The sequence below is a fragment of the uncultured Fibrobacter sp. genome, assembly GCF_946062555.1.
GTDB lineage: Bacteria > Fibrobacterota > Fibrobacteria > Fibrobacterales > Fibrobacteraceae > Fibrobacter.
Genome location: NZ_CAMGVQ010000027.1, coordinates 18687 through 38087 on the forward strand (window position 1 = coordinate 18687; position 19401 = coordinate 38087).

Annotated in this window: 11 protein-coding genes; 4 read left to right on the plus strand and 7 right to left on the minus strand. The window is 52.0% G+C overall.

The annotated features are described in order from the left end of the window. Nucleotides 1–447 precede the first annotated feature (447 nt). Both Q0P86_RS09470 and Q0P86_RS09475 read left to right on the plus strand, forming a co-directional pair. Complete coding sequence (locus Q0P86_RS09470; protein WP_073057648.1) at nucleotides 448–1485, plus strand: DNA cytosine methyltransferase; 1038 nt, start codon at nucleotides 448–450, stop codon at nucleotides 1483–1485. Between the two features lie 2 nt (nucleotides 1486–1487). Continuing rightward, on the plus strand, nucleotides 1488–2318 hold the full coding sequence (locus Q0P86_RS09475) for an Eco47II family restriction endonuclease (protein WP_295039014.1): 831 nt from the start codon (nucleotides 1488–1490) through the stop codon (nucleotides 2316–2318). A 392-nt stretch (nucleotides 2319–2710) separates the two neighbouring features. On the opposite strand, the gene Q0P86_RS09480 is transcribed toward Q0P86_RS09475, so the two are convergent. From Q0P86_RS09480 to Q0P86_RS09500, 5 genes are all read right to left on the minus strand, one after another. Then, nucleotides 2711–4369 carry a family 43 glycosylhydrolase gene (locus Q0P86_RS09480; protein ID WP_295039016.1) on the minus strand — a complete coding sequence of 553 codons (1659 nt, stop codon included), beginning with the start codon at nucleotides 4367–4369 and terminating at the stop codon, nucleotides 2711–2713. A 35-nt stretch (nucleotides 4370–4404) separates the two neighbouring features. Further along, nucleotides 4405–5988: a glycoside hydrolase family 43 protein gene (locus Q0P86_RS09485; RefSeq protein ID WP_295039018.1), complete on the minus strand. Its 1584-nt coding sequence runs from the start codon at nucleotides 5986–5988 to the stop codon at nucleotides 4405–4407. Between the two features lie 21 nt (nucleotides 5989–6009). Next, a complete protein-coding gene (locus Q0P86_RS09490; protein ID WP_295039020.1) occupies nucleotides 6010–8127 on the minus strand; it encodes a family 43 glycosylhydrolase in 2118 nt (705 codons plus the stop codon). Between the two features lie 172 nt (nucleotides 8128–8299). After that, nucleotides 8300–10333 (minus strand): LamG-like jellyroll fold domain-containing protein, encoded by a 2034-nt coding sequence (locus Q0P86_RS09495; RefSeq protein ID WP_294112178.1) that lies wholly within the window; start codon nucleotides 10331–10333, stop codon nucleotides 8300–8302. Nucleotides 10334–10347: 14 nt separating this feature from the next. After that, entirely contained in the window at nucleotides 10348–11205 is an 858-nt protein-coding gene (locus tag Q0P86_RS09500) for a TIGR02147 family protein (RefSeq protein ID WP_294112176.1), read from the minus strand. A gap of 178 nt (nucleotides 11206–11383) precedes the next feature. Between Q0P86_RS09500 and Q0P86_RS09505 the strand changes: the two genes are divergently transcribed. Further along, the gene (locus Q0P86_RS09505) at nucleotides 11384–13051 is read left to right on the plus strand and encodes a GDSL-type esterase/lipase family protein (protein WP_295039023.1); all 1668 of its coding nucleotides are present in this window, start codon (nucleotides 11384–11386) and stop codon (nucleotides 13049–13051) included. A gap of 156 nt (nucleotides 13052–13207) precedes the next feature. Here Q0P86_RS09505 and Q0P86_RS09510 read toward each other — a convergent pair whose 3' ends face one another. Next, nucleotides 13208–15601, minus strand: coding sequence for a DUF4859 domain-containing protein (locus tag Q0P86_RS09510; protein WP_295039025.1), 2394 nt, complete (start codon nucleotides 15599–15601; stop codon nucleotides 13208–13210). Nucleotides 15602–15719: 118 nt separating this feature from the next. Then, nucleotides 15720–17300 (minus strand): LamG-like jellyroll fold domain-containing protein, encoded by a 1581-nt coding sequence (locus tag Q0P86_RS09515; RefSeq protein WP_290994106.1) that lies wholly within the window; start codon nucleotides 17298–17300, stop codon nucleotides 15720–15722. A gap of 230 nt (nucleotides 17301–17530) precedes the next feature. Here Q0P86_RS09515 and Q0P86_RS09520 point away from each other — a divergent pair, with 230 nt between their 5' ends. Next, on the plus strand, nucleotides 17531–19324 hold the full coding sequence (locus tag Q0P86_RS09520) for an AAA family ATPase (RefSeq protein ID WP_295039029.1): 1794 nt from the start codon (nucleotides 17531–17533) through the stop codon (nucleotides 19322–19324). Nucleotides 19325–19401 lie beyond the last annotated feature (77 nt).

The following is a 19401-nucleotide window of genomic DNA, read 5'->3' on the forward strand; positions in this document are numbered from 1 at the left end:
TGATAAATCTGCCTGTAGGCAAACGGCCATTTTGGGGCGTGAGTTGTTTGCGTTTATTTGTGTAGGGCAGTCGAAGGCCTCAGGTAGGTAAATGCATTCAACTCCACGCCTTTTTTATTTTCGAAAAAGACTGGACAGGTGCGGAACGGGGGTGGACTCGCTGAGTTTTGCTCTTGTCCTCTAACTGAAACTTCGACACTTTCATACACAAGGAATAAGGCAATGACTCGCCATCGCCCGTGGATTGCATGGGCGTAGTGTACCTTGGGCGTATTGTATCCGCTCGGGATTTTGCGGGTGTATTGTATTCTTTTGAAAATGTCGCGCTTTTAGGCGAGGAGTGAGTCGGCTCCCCGCCGTTCTTTTTTGTCCGCACCCCGGCCAAGCGAATCGGCCAGAACCGCTCCCGCGAGAGTGAACTCGTTCACTTTCAACACGGAGCGAAAAGTGCCGAAGAATAACAATAAAGCAAGACGATTTACATCAATCGAATTGTTTGCTGGTGCTGGCGGACTTGCGATTGGTCTAGACAAGGCTGGTTTTGATCATATCGGTTTAGTCGAATTTAATAAAGCAGCCGCCGAAACGCTCAAAATCAATCGACCCGATTGGAATGTTTTATGTGAAGATGTTGCCAAAGTTGCACAGCGCAATTTAACTAAAGAATTTAAAATAAAGTCCGGCGAACTTGATTTGCTCTCTGGCGGAGCTCCATGCCAAAGTTTTAGTTATGCAGGAAAAAGACTTGGGCTTGAAGATGTTCGTGGAACAATGTTCTATCACTATGCAACTTTTTTGCACAAACTCCAACCAAAGATGTTCCTTTTTGAAAATGTAAAAGGATTGCTTTCTCACGATGGAGGCAAAACATATCAGACCATCTTGAACATTTTTGAAGATGAAGGATATGAAACATATCATCAAGTATTGAATGCATGGGATTATAACAATCCACAGAAGAGAGAACGACTGATAACCATTGGCGTTCGCAAAGATTTAGTTTCCAAAGTAAAATTCGAATTTCCGAAACCGCATAAGTATAAACCAGTTCTAAAAGATGTGAAACTGGATGTCAATCCTGACAAGGATCACTGCGCTCGATATTCCGAAGCGAAAGAAAAAGTTTTCGCTCTTGTCCCTCCAGGCGGATATTGGAGAGATATAGATCCAGAAATTGCCAAAACATATATGAAAACATGTTGGGATATGGAAGGCGGTCGTACGGGCATTCTGAGAAGAATAAGCCTTGATGAACCATCACTAGCTGTTTTAACCAATCCGGGAATGAAACAGACCGATAGATGCCATCCCTTGGAGGTTCGTCCATTTAGTGTTCGCGAAAATGCACGATTTCAGTCTTTTCCAGAGAAATGGAAATTTGCAGGAAAATTGGCTGAACAATATAAGCAGGTCGGCAATGCAGTTCCAGTCAACTTGGCAAAAGATATTGGTGAGCAAATTGCAAAAGTGTTAAAAGAGGTCTAACCATGTGGGATTTGGAATTTATATCAGAAGAAGATTTTGAAAACCACGTTAGGAAAACTATCGAAAATTACAGAGAATCCTTAAAGTCTATGACTTTAAAGGATTTCAACAAGAACATAATTGACCCGGTAAAATTTGCTTTTGATAAAGCTTTGTATGGAATATCTTGGCAGGAATTAATCAATAACGAAATAACTCGTCAAAGAGACAAGACGAATAATAATTATATAGGTTATTTCCACCAACACATATTTAAGTATATTGATAAATGCATCGTTCCTCCGAATGGCAAGGATGGGGGCTGGGATGTTATCTATAAAAATCCTGATGGATTATATTTTGCCCCCAATGATGAATGTGACGAATTAGTACATACGATTTACGTGGAAATGAAAAACAAGCACAATACAATGAACAGTTCAAGTGCCGAAAGAACCTATAAAAAGATGCAACAACAGTTATGTAATGATGATGATTGTGCTTGCTACCTCGTGGAGGCTATTGCAAATGATTCTCAAAATATCGTTTGGGAAACAACTGTTGACAAGAAAAAAGTGCATCACAAAAGAATCCGTCGTGTGAGCATAGATCAATTCTACAACATTGTCACGGGGCAATCTGATGCATTCTATAAGGTTTGTATGAAACTACCCGAAATAATTGCAAAAGTCGCGCCTCAAATGACAAATGATAAAAATGTTGATGACACCGTGTATTCTGAATTAAAAAAAGAGGCAAAACATTACAAGGCTGGTGATGAGGATGTAAATTTAACCTTAGCGATGTATATGCTTGGCTTTAGTTCTTATCTTGGATTTAATGGAACTAACTAATCTTTGCACTCAAGAGAAAGAAATTCCATCTTGGCACAAAAACAGTCATGCAGAACTACGCAAATAATCCTTCCGCGCAAAGAGAACTCACGAGGTTGACAGCATTGTGATTCTGAAATCCAATGCACGCGTCTCGTTATGTAAGATTTTCTCTGTGTTTTCAATTTGACAATCAGTGATTGTCAAATCTCCAATCCCCCAAATTTCACGCTAAGTTGAAGTCATTATCAGGCTCTCATGCGCATCAGGAATGCCGGCGAGCGGCGCTTTTACGAAATTGAGGCAACATCCGAGAGCAGACCTCACCCGTAAACAAGCCCTAGCGCGATGGCAAGCAGGCTGAGTACCGCAATCTGCTTGACGATGGCGAAATTTTCACGACTGAACATGCTTTACCTCAGCTCGATTTTCTGGATGCGGCCGCCGAGCCATACCACGTATGCGCCGGGAGCAAAATCCCTCACCGAAACTTGCGCGGCGTGCCCGCGGGCAACCACCATGCCGTGCAGGTTCATCAGGGCGTAATCCGCAGCCTGCGAGAACCGCAAACCATCCGCGCGAGAAGCCCCGACAATCCGTGCTCCGAAATTCACGGGCGTTATGGCCAGTGACGTAGTTTCTGCGGAACTGCTCGACACGTCCTCGAAGCTGGAACTTTCGGGCGCGACCTCTACGCTGGAAGAACTATATGCAGATTCATCGCCCATGTATTCGAACTTGAACGACTGATTCTGCGTCCCGGTCTGTTTCCACACGACAAGCGGCATTCCCGCCTCCGTAGAGATGTTCAGGACATCGCCCAGATATTCACTTGCGGTATCCGCATACAGGCGGTAACCATCATCCACGTTAAAGTTCTCGATGACGATGCGGTTTTCGGTTTCGACGGTCCTTGCGGTATCAAGCAGGTTTCCCTTTCCGAACGAAAGGAACTTTCCCGTTTCGATGTTCCTGAGCGTGTAGGCGTAACCGTCGATTCTTCTGAGCGCCCACAGCTGCGATTCGCTTTCTTCGGAATCCATCTGGATTACAATGCTACGGCTATCTTCGAGACTCAGGCCGCTGTGCCGCGCCTTGATGCGGTATACACCATCCCTGATCGGCGCGTGGTCAACCTTCTTTACGCCCGCGTCGGTCATGGTGATGTTCGCGATGGTCGAATCGTTTTCGTAGTAGGCGTAGTCCACACACAATGCACGGCGAAAACTGCCGCCAATCGCGCCCGTATGGTATATGTAATACCATTGGTTATGGAATTCGACGAACGCCTGGTGGCTCGTATTGGAATTCTTGTTGTAGCCGACAATGACCTTGGAATTGGACACGGGCCCGGTCGGGCTTTTCATGGTCGCCTGGCCAATGCGTTCTTCCCAGCCGTAGGCATACGTCAAGAAGTAGTAGCCGTTCCTTTTATGAACGTATGGCGCCTCGGTAAAGCTGGGCGGCGTCACGTTGAACATGCTGCCCTGCAGTTCGACCATATTTTCCTTGAGCCTGTAGCCCATCACGGCACCGTTGCCCCAATAAATATAGGCCTGTCCGTCGTCATCGATAAAGACGGTCGGGTCGATATCGTAATTCACGCCGCTATTCGCCGGAGTCGTGTCGCTGGTAATGAGCGCCTTGCCGATGGCATCCTTGTACGGGCCAGCCGGATGGTCCGCGACGGCGACGCCAACCGCAAAGTCCCTGCCGTCGTGCACGGTCACGTACCAGTAAAACTTGCCGTTCCGTTCGATAGTCTGGCTCGCCCAGGCACTGCCGCGTGCCCACTTGAACGACTTGATAGAAAGCACGGCCCCGCGATCCACCCAGGTATCCATATCCCCAGAAGAGAATATGTGCCAGTCGTTCATTATGTAACCTTCGTGACTGGCGGGCGCTTCGTCATGCCCCGTGAAGATATACATGGTATCGTTGTAAACGAGCCCTGCGGGGTCTGCCGTGAACATGTTCGTGACAACGGGATTGCTTGCCGCAAATGCGCCAACGGCAAGCGACAAGCCGACACCCATAAAGCCGCCCCGAAGGGCGTTTCCCAATCCGTACATCCAAACACTCCTGCTTTTAAGACAAATTACTTCCGCTAGAACATCACCCGATAAGGAATCGGCCTGTCAAAACTGCGGCCCTTGAGGTCACGGTAACCCTTGCGAGCAGGCACCTGCATTCCCTGGCGAGCGGCACGCGGAGCAATCGCGGTAGTTCCGCTGCTAGAACTTTCGGCCGCGAGTTCGCTGCTCGAAGAATTTTCGGCAACAACGGAGCTGGAAGATTCCTCGATGCTAGAAGACGATTCCGGTTCAACCGCCGGCGGGGTCGCCTTCGCGAGTTTCACCTTTTGGTTGTCGGCACCGGTGCGCACCCAGGTAATCACGGGCATGCCCGAATCCTTCGAGACATTCAGCACGTCGCCCACAAAGTCGCTGTCGTAATCGCCATACAGGTAGTAGCCCTTTGCGGCAGAGGCGTTCTCGATGCGGATTTCGCAGGCAGTCGCCGATGTCTTGACGGTATCGAGCAGCGTCTTGGGCGGGCAATAGTAGCGGCCGGTACCGTAATTCTTGAGCGTGTAATGGCGGGCATTTTTCGTGCTGCGTTCCACGGTCCAGAACTGGTTTGCATCCTTTTCGCTTTCGGGGCGCTGCACCACGATTCCGTTTTCTTCGACAAATGACAGGTTACTGTGCGAAACAGTCAAGCGGTACGTGCCGTTTTCCACAAGTGAGTTATTTACTTTGTCTACACCCGTGGTGGTACGCTTGATTTTCTGGATATTCGCATTCTCGTCATAGTACAGGTAGTCGATATTCACGGAGCGGCGGTAGGTCCAACCGCCCGGAGCGTTCGCGCCGTGATACATGAAATACCAGTGCCCGAGATACTTGAAAATCGCCTGGTGGTTCGTCTCGGAATTGTCGAGCTTGTCGTTCAGCACGCCCTTCTGCGTCCACGGGCCATTCAGGCTCGTAGCCATGGAGTAGTTTGTCGTAGAAGAGTAACCCGAGGCGTAACTGAAGTAATAGTTGCCGCGGTACTTGTGCATCCAGGGAGCCTCGAAAAAGTCCTTGACCTTGATGTCTTCGGGCGTACTTGCAAGTTCAATCATGTTTTCCTTGAGCTTCACGCGGCGGCCCGCGTTCCACGAGCCCCAATACATCCATATATCGTTCCCGTCGTAGAAAATTGCGGGGTCGATATTCAACGCGACATCGTTCTGGGTATCATCGGTCACGAGCGCCTTGCCAATAGCATCTTTCCACGGGCCCGAGGGGTGATCGGCCACCGCAACGCCAATCGCGAAGCCTTCGTCACGCACGACAGTCGCATGATGCACCGCCACGTACCAGTAGAACTTGCCATTACGGTATTCGCAATGGCCCGCGAAGGCGTTGCCGCTTGCCCACTTGAAGGTCCGCCACGAAAGTACCGCACCGTAGTCATGGTAGTTTTCCATGTCGTCGGTCACCAGCACGTGCCAGTCGTTCATCAAGAAAAACTTGTTGTTGTTCCCCCGAGCGCCCTGCTCGTCGTGGCCCGCAAAAATGAACAGGCTATCGTTGTGCACGAGCGCCGCGGCATCGGCAGAGTAGAATTTTGTAGTGAGCGGGTTTGCAGCCATCGCAACAGCCGCTACCCCCATCAGCATAGATAAAGCACGTTTAAACATACCCAAACATCCCTTTTTCTGTTAGCGATTCATCACCTTGAAGATGTACTTTCCTTTAGGCAGGCCCTGCAGCGACACTTCAGATTCCATGCGCACCGTCTTTCGAGCCATCAGCTGACCCAGCGGGTTCATCACGATGATTTCGTAATTACCGGGACGATCAAAATGGAAGGTATAGCCCAAAGCATTTGCAGTCAATTTATAGCCGGTTTTCAAAGACTTTGCTTGAGCGAGAGCCGTCGAAATTTCGCTGGAACTGGAAACTTCAGCGATGCTGGAGCTAGATTCCACCGGAGCCACGCTAGAGCTCGATGCAGGCGGATTCACGCTAGAACTAGATACCGGCGGTTCGATAGAGGCCGCCTTTCCGAAGCGGATGTTGCCCACCAGCACTTCGCCGCTCATGTCGCTACCCGTGAGGTAGAAGTCCTTGACGCCCGAAAGCTTCTTGGTGGCAGAGCAGTTCACTTCGGTCCAGGCGCCGTTTGCGCAGCTCGAAGGAACAGTGCACTTGGAAAGTTCCGTACCCGAGGCAGAACCCTCGCGGATACTGAGCGTCCCGCCGCTGCACTGTTGCAACTCGACCTTGACTTCGGTGCTCTTGATAGAATCCGTCACCACGTTTTCGAAGATGGCGTAGCCACCGTTCTTGACGGCAAGCTTGTCGTCGTTCGTGAGGCGCACCTTGATGCCGTTATCGAATCCGTTGCCCGGAATGGTATCGCGAATCACGCGCAAGAAGTCGATGCGGTCCAGTTCCGCAAAATTCTGGTCGGGTTCCACCTCGATAAAGTTGCCGCCGCGCTTGAACTTTGCAGGCACCATCACCACAGACTTTTCGGGGAAACTGCCCCAGGCGCCCGTCTTCGGTAGCTTTACCGTCTGCGCCTTTCCATTCACCGTTACTTTATGCGTAGCATCATTATCGCCGCCGTTCGCGTAGCGGTAACGCATAATGTAGTCGCCCGCCTGCATAATGTTCATCGGCAAGCGAATCTTGGAGCCCTTCGTATTGATATAGCCCACGTATTCGCCGTTCGAAGCTTCCTTCGTGTAATTGAAGGTCAGGTCATCCGTCGCACCGCGTGTCATAATGCCGTGTTCCGCCTCGGCACTCAGGTAGCGCCCGAGGAAGGGCTGCCCCATTTCGGGCCAGTTGTCGTCGGTAAACACCAGGTCGCGAATGTGGATGTGGTTGTACTTGTCGCCAGTCAGATCGTAGTAATGATGCACAAAGCGGATGCGGTTCAAGTCCTTGAAGGCTTCGCCGCCGCCCGGGCCCACGTAACGGCTGTAACGCTGCATCAGGATGGTTCCGCCGCCCTTGTTGAGTTCCTTGCCATTGCGGTCCTTGTAGGTTCCGTTCACCTTGTCGGCGCGGCCCATGGCCGTCTTGTAGGTGGTCTGTTCGATTTCGTTACCTTGTTTGCAACATACGTCCCAGGCCGTGAACAAGAAATACTGCCCGCCGTGCTCGATGAGGCTCGGGCCTTCGATACCCGTACCGCCGCGCGTCGCAATCATGTAGTTCGTCTTGTCGTCGCTCGCCTGCTTGCCCGTCTTGGGGTCCAGCTTGATCAAGCGGATACCGCCCGCATTCCAAGAGCCGTAAGTCATCCAGTACTGGCCTTCGGGAGTCACCACCACGTCGGCATCAATCGCGTTGTAGTTGTTGCTGTTCGTGGTGCGCGTTACCTCACCCTGGTCCGTCCAACCCTTTGCCGGATCCGAGAAGTTCAGGTTCGCGTTCGTCGCGACACCGATTGCAGAGGTGCGCTGGCCAAAAACAGAGCCGCAGTAGAACACGCCGTACTGGTTATTGAAATGGAACAGGTCCGGAGCCCAGATGCCGTCAGTCCTTCCGCCCACGGCATTCTTGAGCCACTGCGGGCTATCCCTGAAAATCTGGCCCTTCGAGCTCCACTTGACCATGTCCGTCGAGGTCCACATGGCGAGGTTGTTATTCGTGGACATAAGGATGTAGCCATTCTCGTCCCTGTACATGGAAGGGTCATGGCCCCCTTGGCGCACGTCAGTTGCATACCACGGCTGAGCGAACGCACCTTGGCCCGCAAAAGCGAGCGTGAAAATTGCCGCGGACACCACTCCGCGAGAATTCAATCCCATCACACCAAACATATTTATCTCCCTTTTTACTATAAGGTTTACTACTTCAAATATACGCTAATTTTTATTAAAAGTCAATAGTTTTTACGCAATTTCAAACTAAATGATATAATTTTTACAACACTTTACTTAAAAAAAGTCCACATTTCACAAAACACGCCTCGAAAGGCGCCTTAAACACCGTTTATTCCTTTATAACCGCATATTGCAGGGCGTAGAAGAGCCGCATCCAGTTGTTGGACTGCGTACCGTCAAAGAAGAACACCTCGTCAATACCGCCGCGAAGCCCGCCGTAGCCGATCGAGGGGTTGAATGCAGCCGCAAAGCCCTCGCCCGCTTCGAACTGCCTGGACTCCAGCAGCGTTCCGTCGATAAAGGTGGTCACGCTATCGCCGTGAATCTTGAACGAATAGTTATGCCACGTGCCGTCGAGCACCCCGTTCGCGCGGCCCACGACCGTGTTGTAGACACCCGTGCGCGTATCGAGCCTGAGGTTCACCGCACCCGATGTTCCGCGCTTTTGCAGGGTGAAGCCCACGCTATCCTTCTTGGCCGAAATAATTTGTGCGTACTCGCCCACCTGCATGGAATCGATATTGAACCAGATGGAGAGCCCCATGTAGTAGCCGTCTTCGGAGAAGGGCTTGAAATCGGGAATGTAGAACCAGTTGTCGGTAGAATCCACCCAGCGGGAACGGCCCAGAAGATCCTTCTTATCTTTGAACCTAGCGTAAGCGGAATCGGAAATTTCCGCATCGGAGAAATGGTTTCTGTAGGTACCCAACTGTAATTGCAGATTGTTATCTTCAACACACTTATCTATAATTCTGAATTTGAGTTTTCCCGTTCCAGAAAATTTCACCGCAGGAGCCTTGCCCCAATACAACACGCTATCGGCATAGTAATCACGTTCGCTCGCTTCCAGATTGATAAGGTTATCTTCCGCATCAAGCAAGCAAGGATTGTCAAGCGATGCCGGCAAGAATATCGGGAACGGGATATCGATAAAAATTTCGTCCGTCTTGGTCAAGTCTTCAAATCCTTCGGGCAAGGCTACGTCCACGCTGTCAAGGTTGCCTACATAAGAACTCGATATGAATATCGGCGTTTCAGATAAATTCCACTGTCTAAAATCTTCCTTAAAGCCGTTGGATAACCCACGTTCATTTGACACCCTTCTAATACTCAGCTGGTTGTAGAATCCTCCCGGAACGCCCTCAATCCTCGTCACACCTTTTAAAACATCCTCAGCCGACACCACCTTCGTTGCAAAATAATTGGTTTCGTGAAGCGTATCGCCATTCAGTTCCCTTTCGGAGCGCATCATCGAAAGGGTATCACCTTCGGCCATTTCGAAAGATTCTATAAAGAAGTAAAATTGGGCATCGCCCTCTCGCACAGGAGTAATGTCAATGGCAATGGGCTTCGCACCGTCAGAATCGATATAGTAGGATTTTGCCTCTTCGATATAGAACGAAAGTTTATGTTTCTTGGTTTCGCCGTTCGGCGACGTCACCAGCAAGGAATCATAGTGGCCGTAAGGTATAAACGCAAGCAAGGCGCTCCCGGAAGCCACGGTTACCGAATCCATCACCAAATTAGTCCAGTCATAATACTCAAAATGCGACACCACCAGCGTATCTTCAAACACGCCCCAATTTTCTGTCCCATACAGTTTCAGGGAATCACCCGTCTTTATATTGAAATCAGAAATAGACATATATACAAAGTCGGACAAGCCCGTCCAAGCCGACATTTCAACTACCGAAATTTCCTTCACGCCATCCACGTCGACCATATAGGTTTCGCCGTCCTCGACATCAACGTCCACAACATACGAGCGCTCACCATCCAGTCCGTAAATAGTCACGGAATCGTATTTCCCTACGGGAACGCTATCCATGTCAAACATTCCCGAAAGTACCGCAGAAGAATCCACCACCTTACGGTAGTCACTTTCATACACGAAGACCGTATCGCCCACGGTATCGCGATCAGCAAAAGCAAGCGAAACAGTATCTCCAGCAGAGAGGTCCCACAGTTCCGGAGCAACATATATGCGTGCAAGCCCCTTGTTGCCCGTATTCGTCTCGATCAAAATTCCCGCGGAATCCGTAGAAGACGTATTGCTGCAGCCCGCAAAGAAGGCGAGCGCACACACCGCGGCAAAAGCGAACGCGAGTCGCCCCGAACCAAAGATATTCCTAAAGCATCCCATAAACGCCTTCCTCCCTACGCCTCGCCCGTTCCGGACGGTTTATTGTTTTCGCGAATGTTGCTGAACACGTGCAGGTTCACATGCTCCACGACGGTCGGCATCTCGTTGTCGGCCATCACGATCTGGCGCACCTGCGCCTTGAATTTTTCGGCAGCCTTCTCGACCTTCGCCTGCGCGGATTTCGAAACCGCGAACGTGAACGTGGTCATGTCGCGGGATTCACTCCCTTCGGATTCCAGCGCCTGCTTCGAGAGTTCCAGGCACTGCTTCTGGAACTGGAGTACCATCTGGCTCTTGCTCTGCTGCACTGTGGCAAGGCTATCCTTCGTCGGCTTCCAGAACCCGCGCTCGTCCTTGCGCACGAGCGACATTTTCTGCATAAGTTCAAGGCTTGCCTTCAGGCGTTTCTCGGATACGGGCGGGAAAATCTTCGCCGCAAGTTCCGACACGTCGTCGCCCACATCCATCACCTCGAGAATCGCATAGACCGTGCTGTTGTACCAGTTGCCAAAGAACTCGTAGCTGTCCGGGTCCACAATCGCCTGCGGGTTCTTGTTCAGGCGCATCATGGCATCGAACGCCGCCTCGCGCACCTGGGCAGTCTTCCCCTGGTCGAAATCGACCATCGCCTCGAAATACTTTGCCTCGTTCCCCTTGAGCCCGATAACGTTGATAAAGCGTTCGCGCATGTTGTCGGTCACGCGCTTGCCCTGCACCACGTCGTTGAAATAGCTGCGGGTATTGGGAAGCCCCAGCAAGTTGCAGAACTCGGTACGCGAAAACGAAGGCTCCGCCGCCTGACGGCGCTCCTGGTATTCTGCCAGGAACTTGCGGAACTTAGTAAACTCGAAAATGTTTACGAAGGTATTCATGATATTAAATATACATAAAAATGTAGTACACGGTATAGTAAAAAAAATAAAAATTTAATTCATAATCGAACACTTCATAGCAAAAAAAAACATTTTTTCCATTTTTTTCTTGCTTTTTTTAAAATTTTATAGTACATTTTATAGTACAAGTACAAACGCGTGTAAAAGGGATGGTATTATGGAACAGGAAAAACAATTAGCAGGAATCGACATTGCGGTCAAGGTCACAACGATTCTCTTGGCGATAGCACTCCTCGGTGCATTCACATTAGTTGACGCCGCCGAAAACTACAAGTTCGACTTTGGCGAGGGCCCGGTTGCCGCGGGCTACACGCAGGTCAAGGCCAACACCAAGTACAGCGACTCGCAGGGCTACGGCTTCGAAAGCGGGACCGTTTCTTCGGTAGATCGCTTGTGGGACGACGACCTCACCACGGATTTCCTGACGGCGAAAGGCGACATGGTTTTCTCGGTGGCGCTCCCGCAAGGCAATTACAAAGTGACGTTCATTCTCGGTGACGGCGAGAACGAAAGCGAAACCACCGTATGGGCCGAAAACCGCAAGCTCATGCTCGACCGCATCACCCTCGCCGGTGGCGTGTTCAGCAGGCAGACCGTTTCGCTCAGGCGCATGGAAACAAAAAGCATGGATGGCTCGGTAACCATGAACATCAAGGACCGCGAAAAGAATTACCGCACCTGGGACAAGAAACTCACCTTCGTCATCAGCGGCAAGGCGCCCGCCGTCGCAGGAATCGAAATCAAGCGAAACGACAACGTGACCACACTCTGGCTCTGCGGGAATTCCACCGTGGTCGACCAAATAACGGCTCCTTGGGCGGGTTGGGGCCAAATGGCCCCGGGATTTTTCAAATCCAGCCTTGCCATCGCGAACTACGCCGAATCGGGCCTTACTGCCAGCGGGTTCTACAGCATGAAGCGCCTCGCAAAGATTCTCGCCGAAGTCAAGAAGGGCGACTTTGTGACCGTACAGTTCGCGCATAACGACCAGAAAAATCAAAATGACGTGAACAACTACGAAACGACTCTCACCAAGTACGCAAACGAAATCAAGGCGAAGGGGGCCACTCCGCTATTCGTGACATCCACCGCACGACAGAACGAGACTGACCCGAAAACAGCCGTGGGCGGGCTCCCCGAACGCATGCGCGCCCTCGGCAAAAAGCTCGGCGTCACCGTGCTCGACCTGAACCAGCACAGCATCACGCTCGGCAAGGCGCTCGGAGGCAACAAGGAAAAAATGTACATGTACACCGCGAGCGACAAGACGCACTTCTGCGAATACGGCGCCTACGAACTCGCCCGCGCGAACATCGAAGAAATCAAGGCGAAAGTGCCCGAACTTGCCAAGCACCTGCGCGACGACCACGAGGCATTCGATTCCAGCAAGCCCGATCCGCTCGACGTCCTTACACGGGCAAAAACGCCCATCACCGATGGAGGCTTGATTCAGGTGGAGCCGGAGTCCAGCAGTTCCGAAAAATCGGAATCCTCCTCAAGCGCAGAAATCGCCGGTCCGGAATCGTCCAGCGCAACAGAAGGCCCATCTTCCGGCACAGAAGATACCGAGGGAGTCACCATCGTTGAATCCATAATGCTGCGCAACGCAATTAGCGGCCATATCGACGGTAACACGCTCCTTCTTGAGGGCATCGACGGCGGCGCGCACAACATCAGCTTCTTCGACATGCAAGGCCACCGCATCGCGGAATTCCGCGCAGTGCAGGGAAGCGAACTCCACGTAACCCTACGGCAAGGCGCCTATCTCGTCAAGGTCGCGCAAGGCAACCGGACTCTCGGGATATTCAAGGCCGTAAGGCGTTAACACTCTCAAAACAACACACCTCCAACAAAAGCTCCCAAGCCGAGAGTCACGGGCAAATAAATTTGCCCGTGACCGAGGCGCAGAGCTTTGCATTGACCTCGTCAATGCAAAAGCACCCCGGCATTCGCCGGGGTGCCTTTGTTTGGTATCATCGATTTATCGGAAAATGTTTATCGATTTCGCTTCGCGATAGCTACCGGTCGTCACCTTCACGATATAGGTCGCCATAGGCAAGCCCCTCATATCAAACGCAAACGTATGCGCACCGGCATTCTGCACGCCAACCATTTCTTGGGCTACTAGAGCGCCAAAGCCCGTAAACAGGCTGATTTTTACATTGTCACGCAGCGGAAGCGTGTAACGTACCTCGATCTGTCCGCGACGAAGCGCAAGGTCAACATGAGTCGAAAGCCCCTCGAGTCCACACATCAACGCCGTTGTCGCCTCGCCACTCCCCTTTTCGTTGGTGATAGTCACATTTACCTTGAACAGCACCGACTTTCCGTTGTACGAAAGCCCCTGCGTAAAGCTGTATTTTTCGCCGTCCTTCACGCTGTTAGGATAATGTCCGACGGCAAGCGTACCCTTCGACAAGTCGGCTTCGCTGAAGACGTAGGCGGACTCGCCCCATTCCACCACCTTACCGTCTTTACCGAACCAGTGTCCCGGAGCGGTAGCGGTACTGTTGGTCACCACGTTGCCGTCGCTTTCCTGGGCAAAGAAGGTCGCCTGTGAAAGCGTCGCTGCTGTAAGTCCAAGCTTTTTCGCGATTTCATTTACATCAAATTTTGCCGCAACCGTCGCATAATTGTCGTCAATCGGCAGCGTCACCGTGATGGTGTACGTCGTGGCACCGTCCAAGACAACCTTTTCGGAACTGCTGGATGCCGGCACGCTGCTAGAACTTGCTGGCGCGACAGAGCTGCTCGAAGCTACAGAGCTACTGGACGCAACCGGGGTTTCGCCGATTTCTGGCCACTCGTAATCCAATTTGAAATCGTTGTAGTACTTGACGTTTGCAGCCCCTGCGCCACTCACGCCCGTTTCCAGTTTCAACTTATAATCGTAATGCAGCTTGCGAATTCCCGTATTGCCAGTGTACTGGTAATCGGTATTCACGATGACCGCGAAAACCATCGACGTGCCATTCGTCGAAGAAGGCGTCTTGTCCAAGCGAAGCGTCGCGGAGCCTTCACCCGTAATGGGTTCGCTGTACACAGGCGTACCGTCGGTCGCGCGGTAGCACAGCAAGAAGTTCATGTTCTTGTTATTGGAGTTGGCACCGTTCGGGTAGAAACTCACGGTTACTTCCTTTGCTCCGTTTTGCACCTTCAGCGGAACCACGTTCGAGCCAGACCAACCCGGAGTTGTTTCCTGATTCGGCACAAGGTAACCGTTGCTTTCCGTTACCGTCTGGTAGGGCGTCATGGTCCAGGTGTAGCTTTTCCTGTTGTTGTCCCACATGTCCTGTTCCCAGTAGGTGTCGCTTCCGAAATGCTGATTCAGCAGGTTCCTGATTTCGCCGGACCATTTTTTCATGTCAAGCATCGCAAGCCTTGCGCGGAATTCGGTAATGAGCCTGCGCACGCCCGCATCGCCAAGGCCCTTGTCGAGGCCGTAGGTTTCGAGCAGGTATTTGGTCTTGCCGTAAGCGTTTCCGTAAATCCAGCGCACCGCACCCGTTCCAATCCATGTGCCGATAAACGTCGGGAAGATGTTGCTGTACTGCGAGCCCCCCAGCAGGTAACGCTGATTCTTGCCGGTCACGCCACCGTCATCGGCACCGCCGCCGGGGCCACCGAAGGTACCGTCGACGAGCCAGCCCGAATAGCATTCGATCGGCATGAACGGCGCAATGACCGTCGCCGCATTCAAAAATCCCATACCGCTGTATACACCATCGCGATGACTGAACATATCCTGCTGAATCCAGGTGTTACCTGCTTCCTGAAACCAGTGCGCATCCTTTGCGCCGGGGTAACCGTTCGTCATCGAGTGGATTCCCTCGTGAATCATCGCATCCATCTGCGCCACACGATCGTGGTAAGGGCAACTCGTATTGAAACTGTACAGCGGATAAAACGAGGCCGCCACGGCCGTGTAGCCCGCGACCCACGTTTGCCAACCGCCCGTAGTATCTTCCTTCGCACCACCGGCACATGTCCCCGAGCCGTAGTAATAAACGGCGCTGTACTGGCCGTCCTGCGCCTGGGCATCCGGCGCCCAGCCCATCTCATTGTACAAATACTCAAAGTCAGTATCGTACTTCTTGAGAATCGAATCAATCGTCACGTCGGTAATGCGGCTGTCGCGATCCTTGCCCCAATAGAAGGCCCACCACTTACCAGCCTTCTTTCCGGTAACGCCCGAACAATTGTTATTGAACTTGGTCGGTGGCTGAATGTCGCCCAGATTCGATTTCGTATCGTAATCCAAGTCGCTGCGGTAGCCGGGCCACGTGTAGGCATCACCCGACGCCGCGTATGCGTGAACACCTAGGGCTGCCGACAAAACGGCGCCCGGAATCAATCCCAAACAACTTTTTTGCATAACACACTCCAACTTTTATGCTGACATAAAAATACTCCCTAGCAAGCTAAGGAGTATCGAAAACTTTATTTACGTGTTGTCTAGGGACAACGGGCTTCGCCGCAATTATGTTTTGCCTCTATTCAGCCGTAACGATCGGCCAATAATTTTCGGGACGCTGGTTCAGGTAGGTAAGGCGTGTCCAGTCGTCATCGCGGTAACAGCTACCGAGCATGAGTTCGTCAATCGTACCGGTAAAGCCGCCGACTTCAAAGTCTGCGACATCACGAGTGCCCGTCCAGGCGATTTGTTCCGGCTCCGTTTCAATCTTGCGGTCGTTCACGTAGAAATTGGACTGCGATATCGTATGGCGGCTAAAGGCGACATACACCCACTCGCCCGCCTTGATATCTGACATTCCCGACGACCAAGCATATTTCACAGAATCGGAACTTGAATCGGGAACCCAGAGATCCACGACAAAGCCAATCTCTGGAACATAGCGCAATGCATATTCCTTGGACTTTTTGAAAATGATCTGCTCCGCTTCAAGACTTTCGAGCTTTACCCACACCGAGAAACAGAAATATTCGCTACCGTCGTAATTCAGGTTTACCTTGCGCGAGGAATCAGCCGCACTCGAATTCTCGGCAACAATAACATCGCCTTCTTCAAGCTTTGCACCCTTGCCCACAACACCGTCGGCAGCCACGGCCCCTGTCGGCAGCCCCTCGAAGTAGCCCTTTTCCGCACCATCGTCTACAGGTTCCAGGCCACTATCGTAATGCCACACCAGAGAATAGCTGCGGTTCGTGGGGAACACATCCTTTGCGTACGCAGGGTCCATGGTGTTGTCCAAATGAATTTCCAACGAATCAAAAACATTCAGCGAATCGACGCTCACCCAGAACACGGCTTCCTTGGCAGAAGCGTCAAAGTAGGTTTGCGCAATAGGAAGCTTCTTGCTACGGTTTCCATCCTGCGAAATGCGCACGGCCTCCCAACGGCCGTTCATCACCTCCGCAGAATCAAAAGGAATTTCTGTCAAGCGGATGGCCAGCGGGAAATCGCTCACGACGACACCGAGAGAATCGATTCCTTCGGGGAGTGCGAGCGGAGCTTTCAATGTGTACGTCACCGAATCGCCCCAAACAGTCGTTTCTTCAGGCTTTACAGAAACATCCCTAAATTCAATCGGATCCATGCCATCCATGTAAACAACAATTTCAAAAGTATCCGCAGGGAGGCTATCGACCACGATTTTCCCGCTCTGCACAGAAACCTTTCTGCGAATCGTCGTCCCGATGACAATGGCCTCACCGCTTTGGTTTTCGCGGAATTCACCCGATACGAGAAGTTTGACCGTACCCGGACCTTGCAACGTGTCGTTTACGGTAAGCGGTTCATCTTGTTCGGCACTCAGGTTCTGCACAAGAAGCATCTGGCCCGATTCCTGATGGAAAGCCTCGAGAGTGAAGCTTCCCGACGGGATGGAATCAAACTCGTAGTTGCCGTTTTCATCCGTTTCGGTTTCGAACGCAGAGGGTAGAACCTGTTCAGCCTCGCTTGCAGCAATGATGTTGTAGTCGCCCGGCACGCACTGCACCCGCGCATGCACAGCCGGCTTGCCGCCATCCAAAACCAAGATGCCCGCGAGTTCCGGGGAACCCGTCTCGGCGCTATTGCCTGCGGTAGTGTCATGAGAAGAACACGCTGTCAAACAAAATGCTGAAATAACACCCGCCAAGCCAACGGCGGATACACAAAGCCAAACAGGCCGCGCAACACGGCATTTCCATACACTCATCACCACTAATATAAATATAGATTTGCAAAAACGAATCCAAAATAGTGCAAAAAATTACCCGTTGTTTCCGGACAACGCCCCAAAAAGCAAAAAAACGGCATTTTTTGTGTTCCCTCCCGCCACTTTTTATATACATTCAGGGTATGGCACCGCAAGCACTGAGACTTTCCGAGATAACGATTTCGAATCTGCGCTCTATCCAGAGGCAGACGTTTCCGCTCAGTAGCTTCACTGCCCTTATCGGTTACAACAATGCGGGCAAGACGAATATCCTGATGGGCATTCGCTGGCTCCTGTCCAATTTTTCGTTCGACATCTCGTACTTTGACGACCCGAATCGCCCCGTAGAAGTCATCGGCGTATTTGACGGTATTTCGGAACAGGTGCTCGGCCGCTTGGGCGAAGAGCGCGCCGCCGCGGTGCGCCCCTACTTGCAGAATACACCACAAGGGCCATGCCGACTGCGCGTCAAGAAGGTGCAGCGCATTCCCGGCGAAAATCCGGAAGGAATCGAAGTACTGGTCTTTGTGCCGAGCAACCACCGCAAAGGCGACAAGCGCGAATGGGTCAGGCCCAGCGAAGAATTCAAGAAAGCCTACCACCGCATGTTCCCCGAATCCATCGCCATTTGGGACTTTGAAGGGAACCAGGTCTTCACCAAGCTTCTGCATGAAATTTTCAAGCCGCTCGAGCGCCGCTTCGGAAGCGAAATCAACACGCTCCTGAACAAGTTCTGCGACCTGCTCTCGCCCGACAGCGAAAACCGCGCCGCCGAAATCGGCGCATTCGACCGAGAAGTCAACGAAAAGCTTTCGCCGCTGTTCCCGAGCGTGAAAGTCGAGTTAGACATTCCCATGCCGACCCTCGAGACGTTCCTCAAGAAGGCAAGCCTCAAGGTCATCGACGAAGACGACGGTTTCGAACGCGACATCAGCCGCATGGGCGAAGGTAGCAAGCGCGCCATCCAGATGGCCCTGGTGCGTTACCTCGCCGACGTGAAAAAGCACCACAACAACCATTACCTGAGTCGAACGCTGCTGCTCATCGATTCACCGGAGCTCTACCTGCACCCGCAGGCGGTGGAACTTGTGCGCGTCGCCCTCAAGAACCTTTCGAACGAAGGCTACCAGGTGGTTTTCGCAACGCACAGCGCCCAGATGGTCACCAGCGAAGACGTCAGCACCTCGCTGCTTATTCGCAAGAACAAGGCCCGCGGAACCTTTATGCGCAAGCGAATGGAAGACGCCGTGCACCAGGTGGTGCAGGACGCCCCGAGCCAGCTGCAGATGCTATTCAGCCTTAGCAACAGTAACGAGCTTCTGTTCGCCGATTACGTGCTGCTCACCGAAGGCAAGACCGAATGGCGCGTGCTCCCCGCGCTTTTTGAACGCATTACTGGGCAATCCTTCGCCCTCATTAAATGTGCACTGGTTCGCCAGGGCGGTGTCAGCAACACCCGCAAGAGCATGCAAGTACTCGACGCCATGGACATGCCCGTGCGTGCGATTGTTGACCTAGATTACGCGTTCACCACCGCCACCCGCGACGGATTTTTGGAAGCAAACGACCCCGACATCAGGTACTGCCGCGACCTGTTCCGCGAGCTCGCCTTCCACAATCACCTGCGCCTGGTAAATGGGCTCCCCGTCAACAAGCACAGCAATATCAGTGCCTCGACGGCATACGCCATGATGGCCTCGATGGAAGAAGCGCAACAACCCATCCGCAGCATTCACGCGAAGCTCCGCAGTCAGGGAATCTGGGTATGGACAAAAGGCGCCATCGAAGAACATCTAGGTCTCGAAGCCAAGAACGAAAATGCCTGGAGCAAGTTCATCGAGCGCAGCAAATCGCCGAACTTTATAAAAACACTCCCCGACTACGCAAGTATCGAGGAGCTGTGTAATTGGATTATTGAAGGCAGCCACGGGAACTAGTGAGCCATAAGCGACTCGTATTAACGAGTCGTGATGGTGAGAGCGAGGGCTTCGGGGTACGAACCTCGCGGCATTAG

Excerpts from the sequence above, each read along its gene's own strand:
- Q0P86_RS09495 (WP_294112178.1), bottom strand. The coding sequence starts at position 10,333 with ATGGGATGCTTTAGGAATATCTTTGGTTCGGGGCGACTCGCGTTCGCT.
- Q0P86_RS09485 (WP_295039018.1), bottom strand. The coding sequence starts at position 5,988 with ATGTTTAAACGTGCTTTATCTATGCTGATGGGGGTAGCGGCTGTTGCG.
- Q0P86_RS09475 (WP_295039014.1), top strand. The coding sequence starts at position 1,488 with ATGTGGGATTTGGAATTTATATCAGAAGAAGATTTTGAAAACCACGTT.
- Q0P86_RS09510 (WP_295039025.1), bottom strand. The coding sequence starts at position 15,601 with ATGCAAAAAAGTTGTTTGGGATTGATTCCGGGCGCCGTTTTGTCGGCA.
- Q0P86_RS09500 (WP_294112176.1), bottom strand. The coding sequence starts at position 11,205 with ATGAATACCTTCGTAAACATTTTCGAGTTTACTAAGTTCCGCAAGTTC.
- Q0P86_RS09520 (WP_295039029.1), top strand. The coding sequence starts at position 17,531 with ATGGCACCGCAAGCACTGAGACTTTCCGAGATAACGATTTCGAATCTG.
- Q0P86_RS09490 (WP_295039020.1), bottom strand. The coding sequence starts at position 8,127 with ATGTTTGGTGTGATGGGATTGAATTCTCGCGGAGTGGTGTCCGCGGCA.
- Q0P86_RS09480 (WP_295039016.1), bottom strand. The coding sequence starts at position 4,369 with ATGTACGGATTGGGAAACGCCCTTCGGGGCGGCTTTATGGGTGTCGGC.
- Q0P86_RS09505 (WP_295039023.1), top strand. The coding sequence starts at position 11,384 with ATGGAACAGGAAAAACAATTAGCAGGAATCGACATTGCGGTCAAGGTC.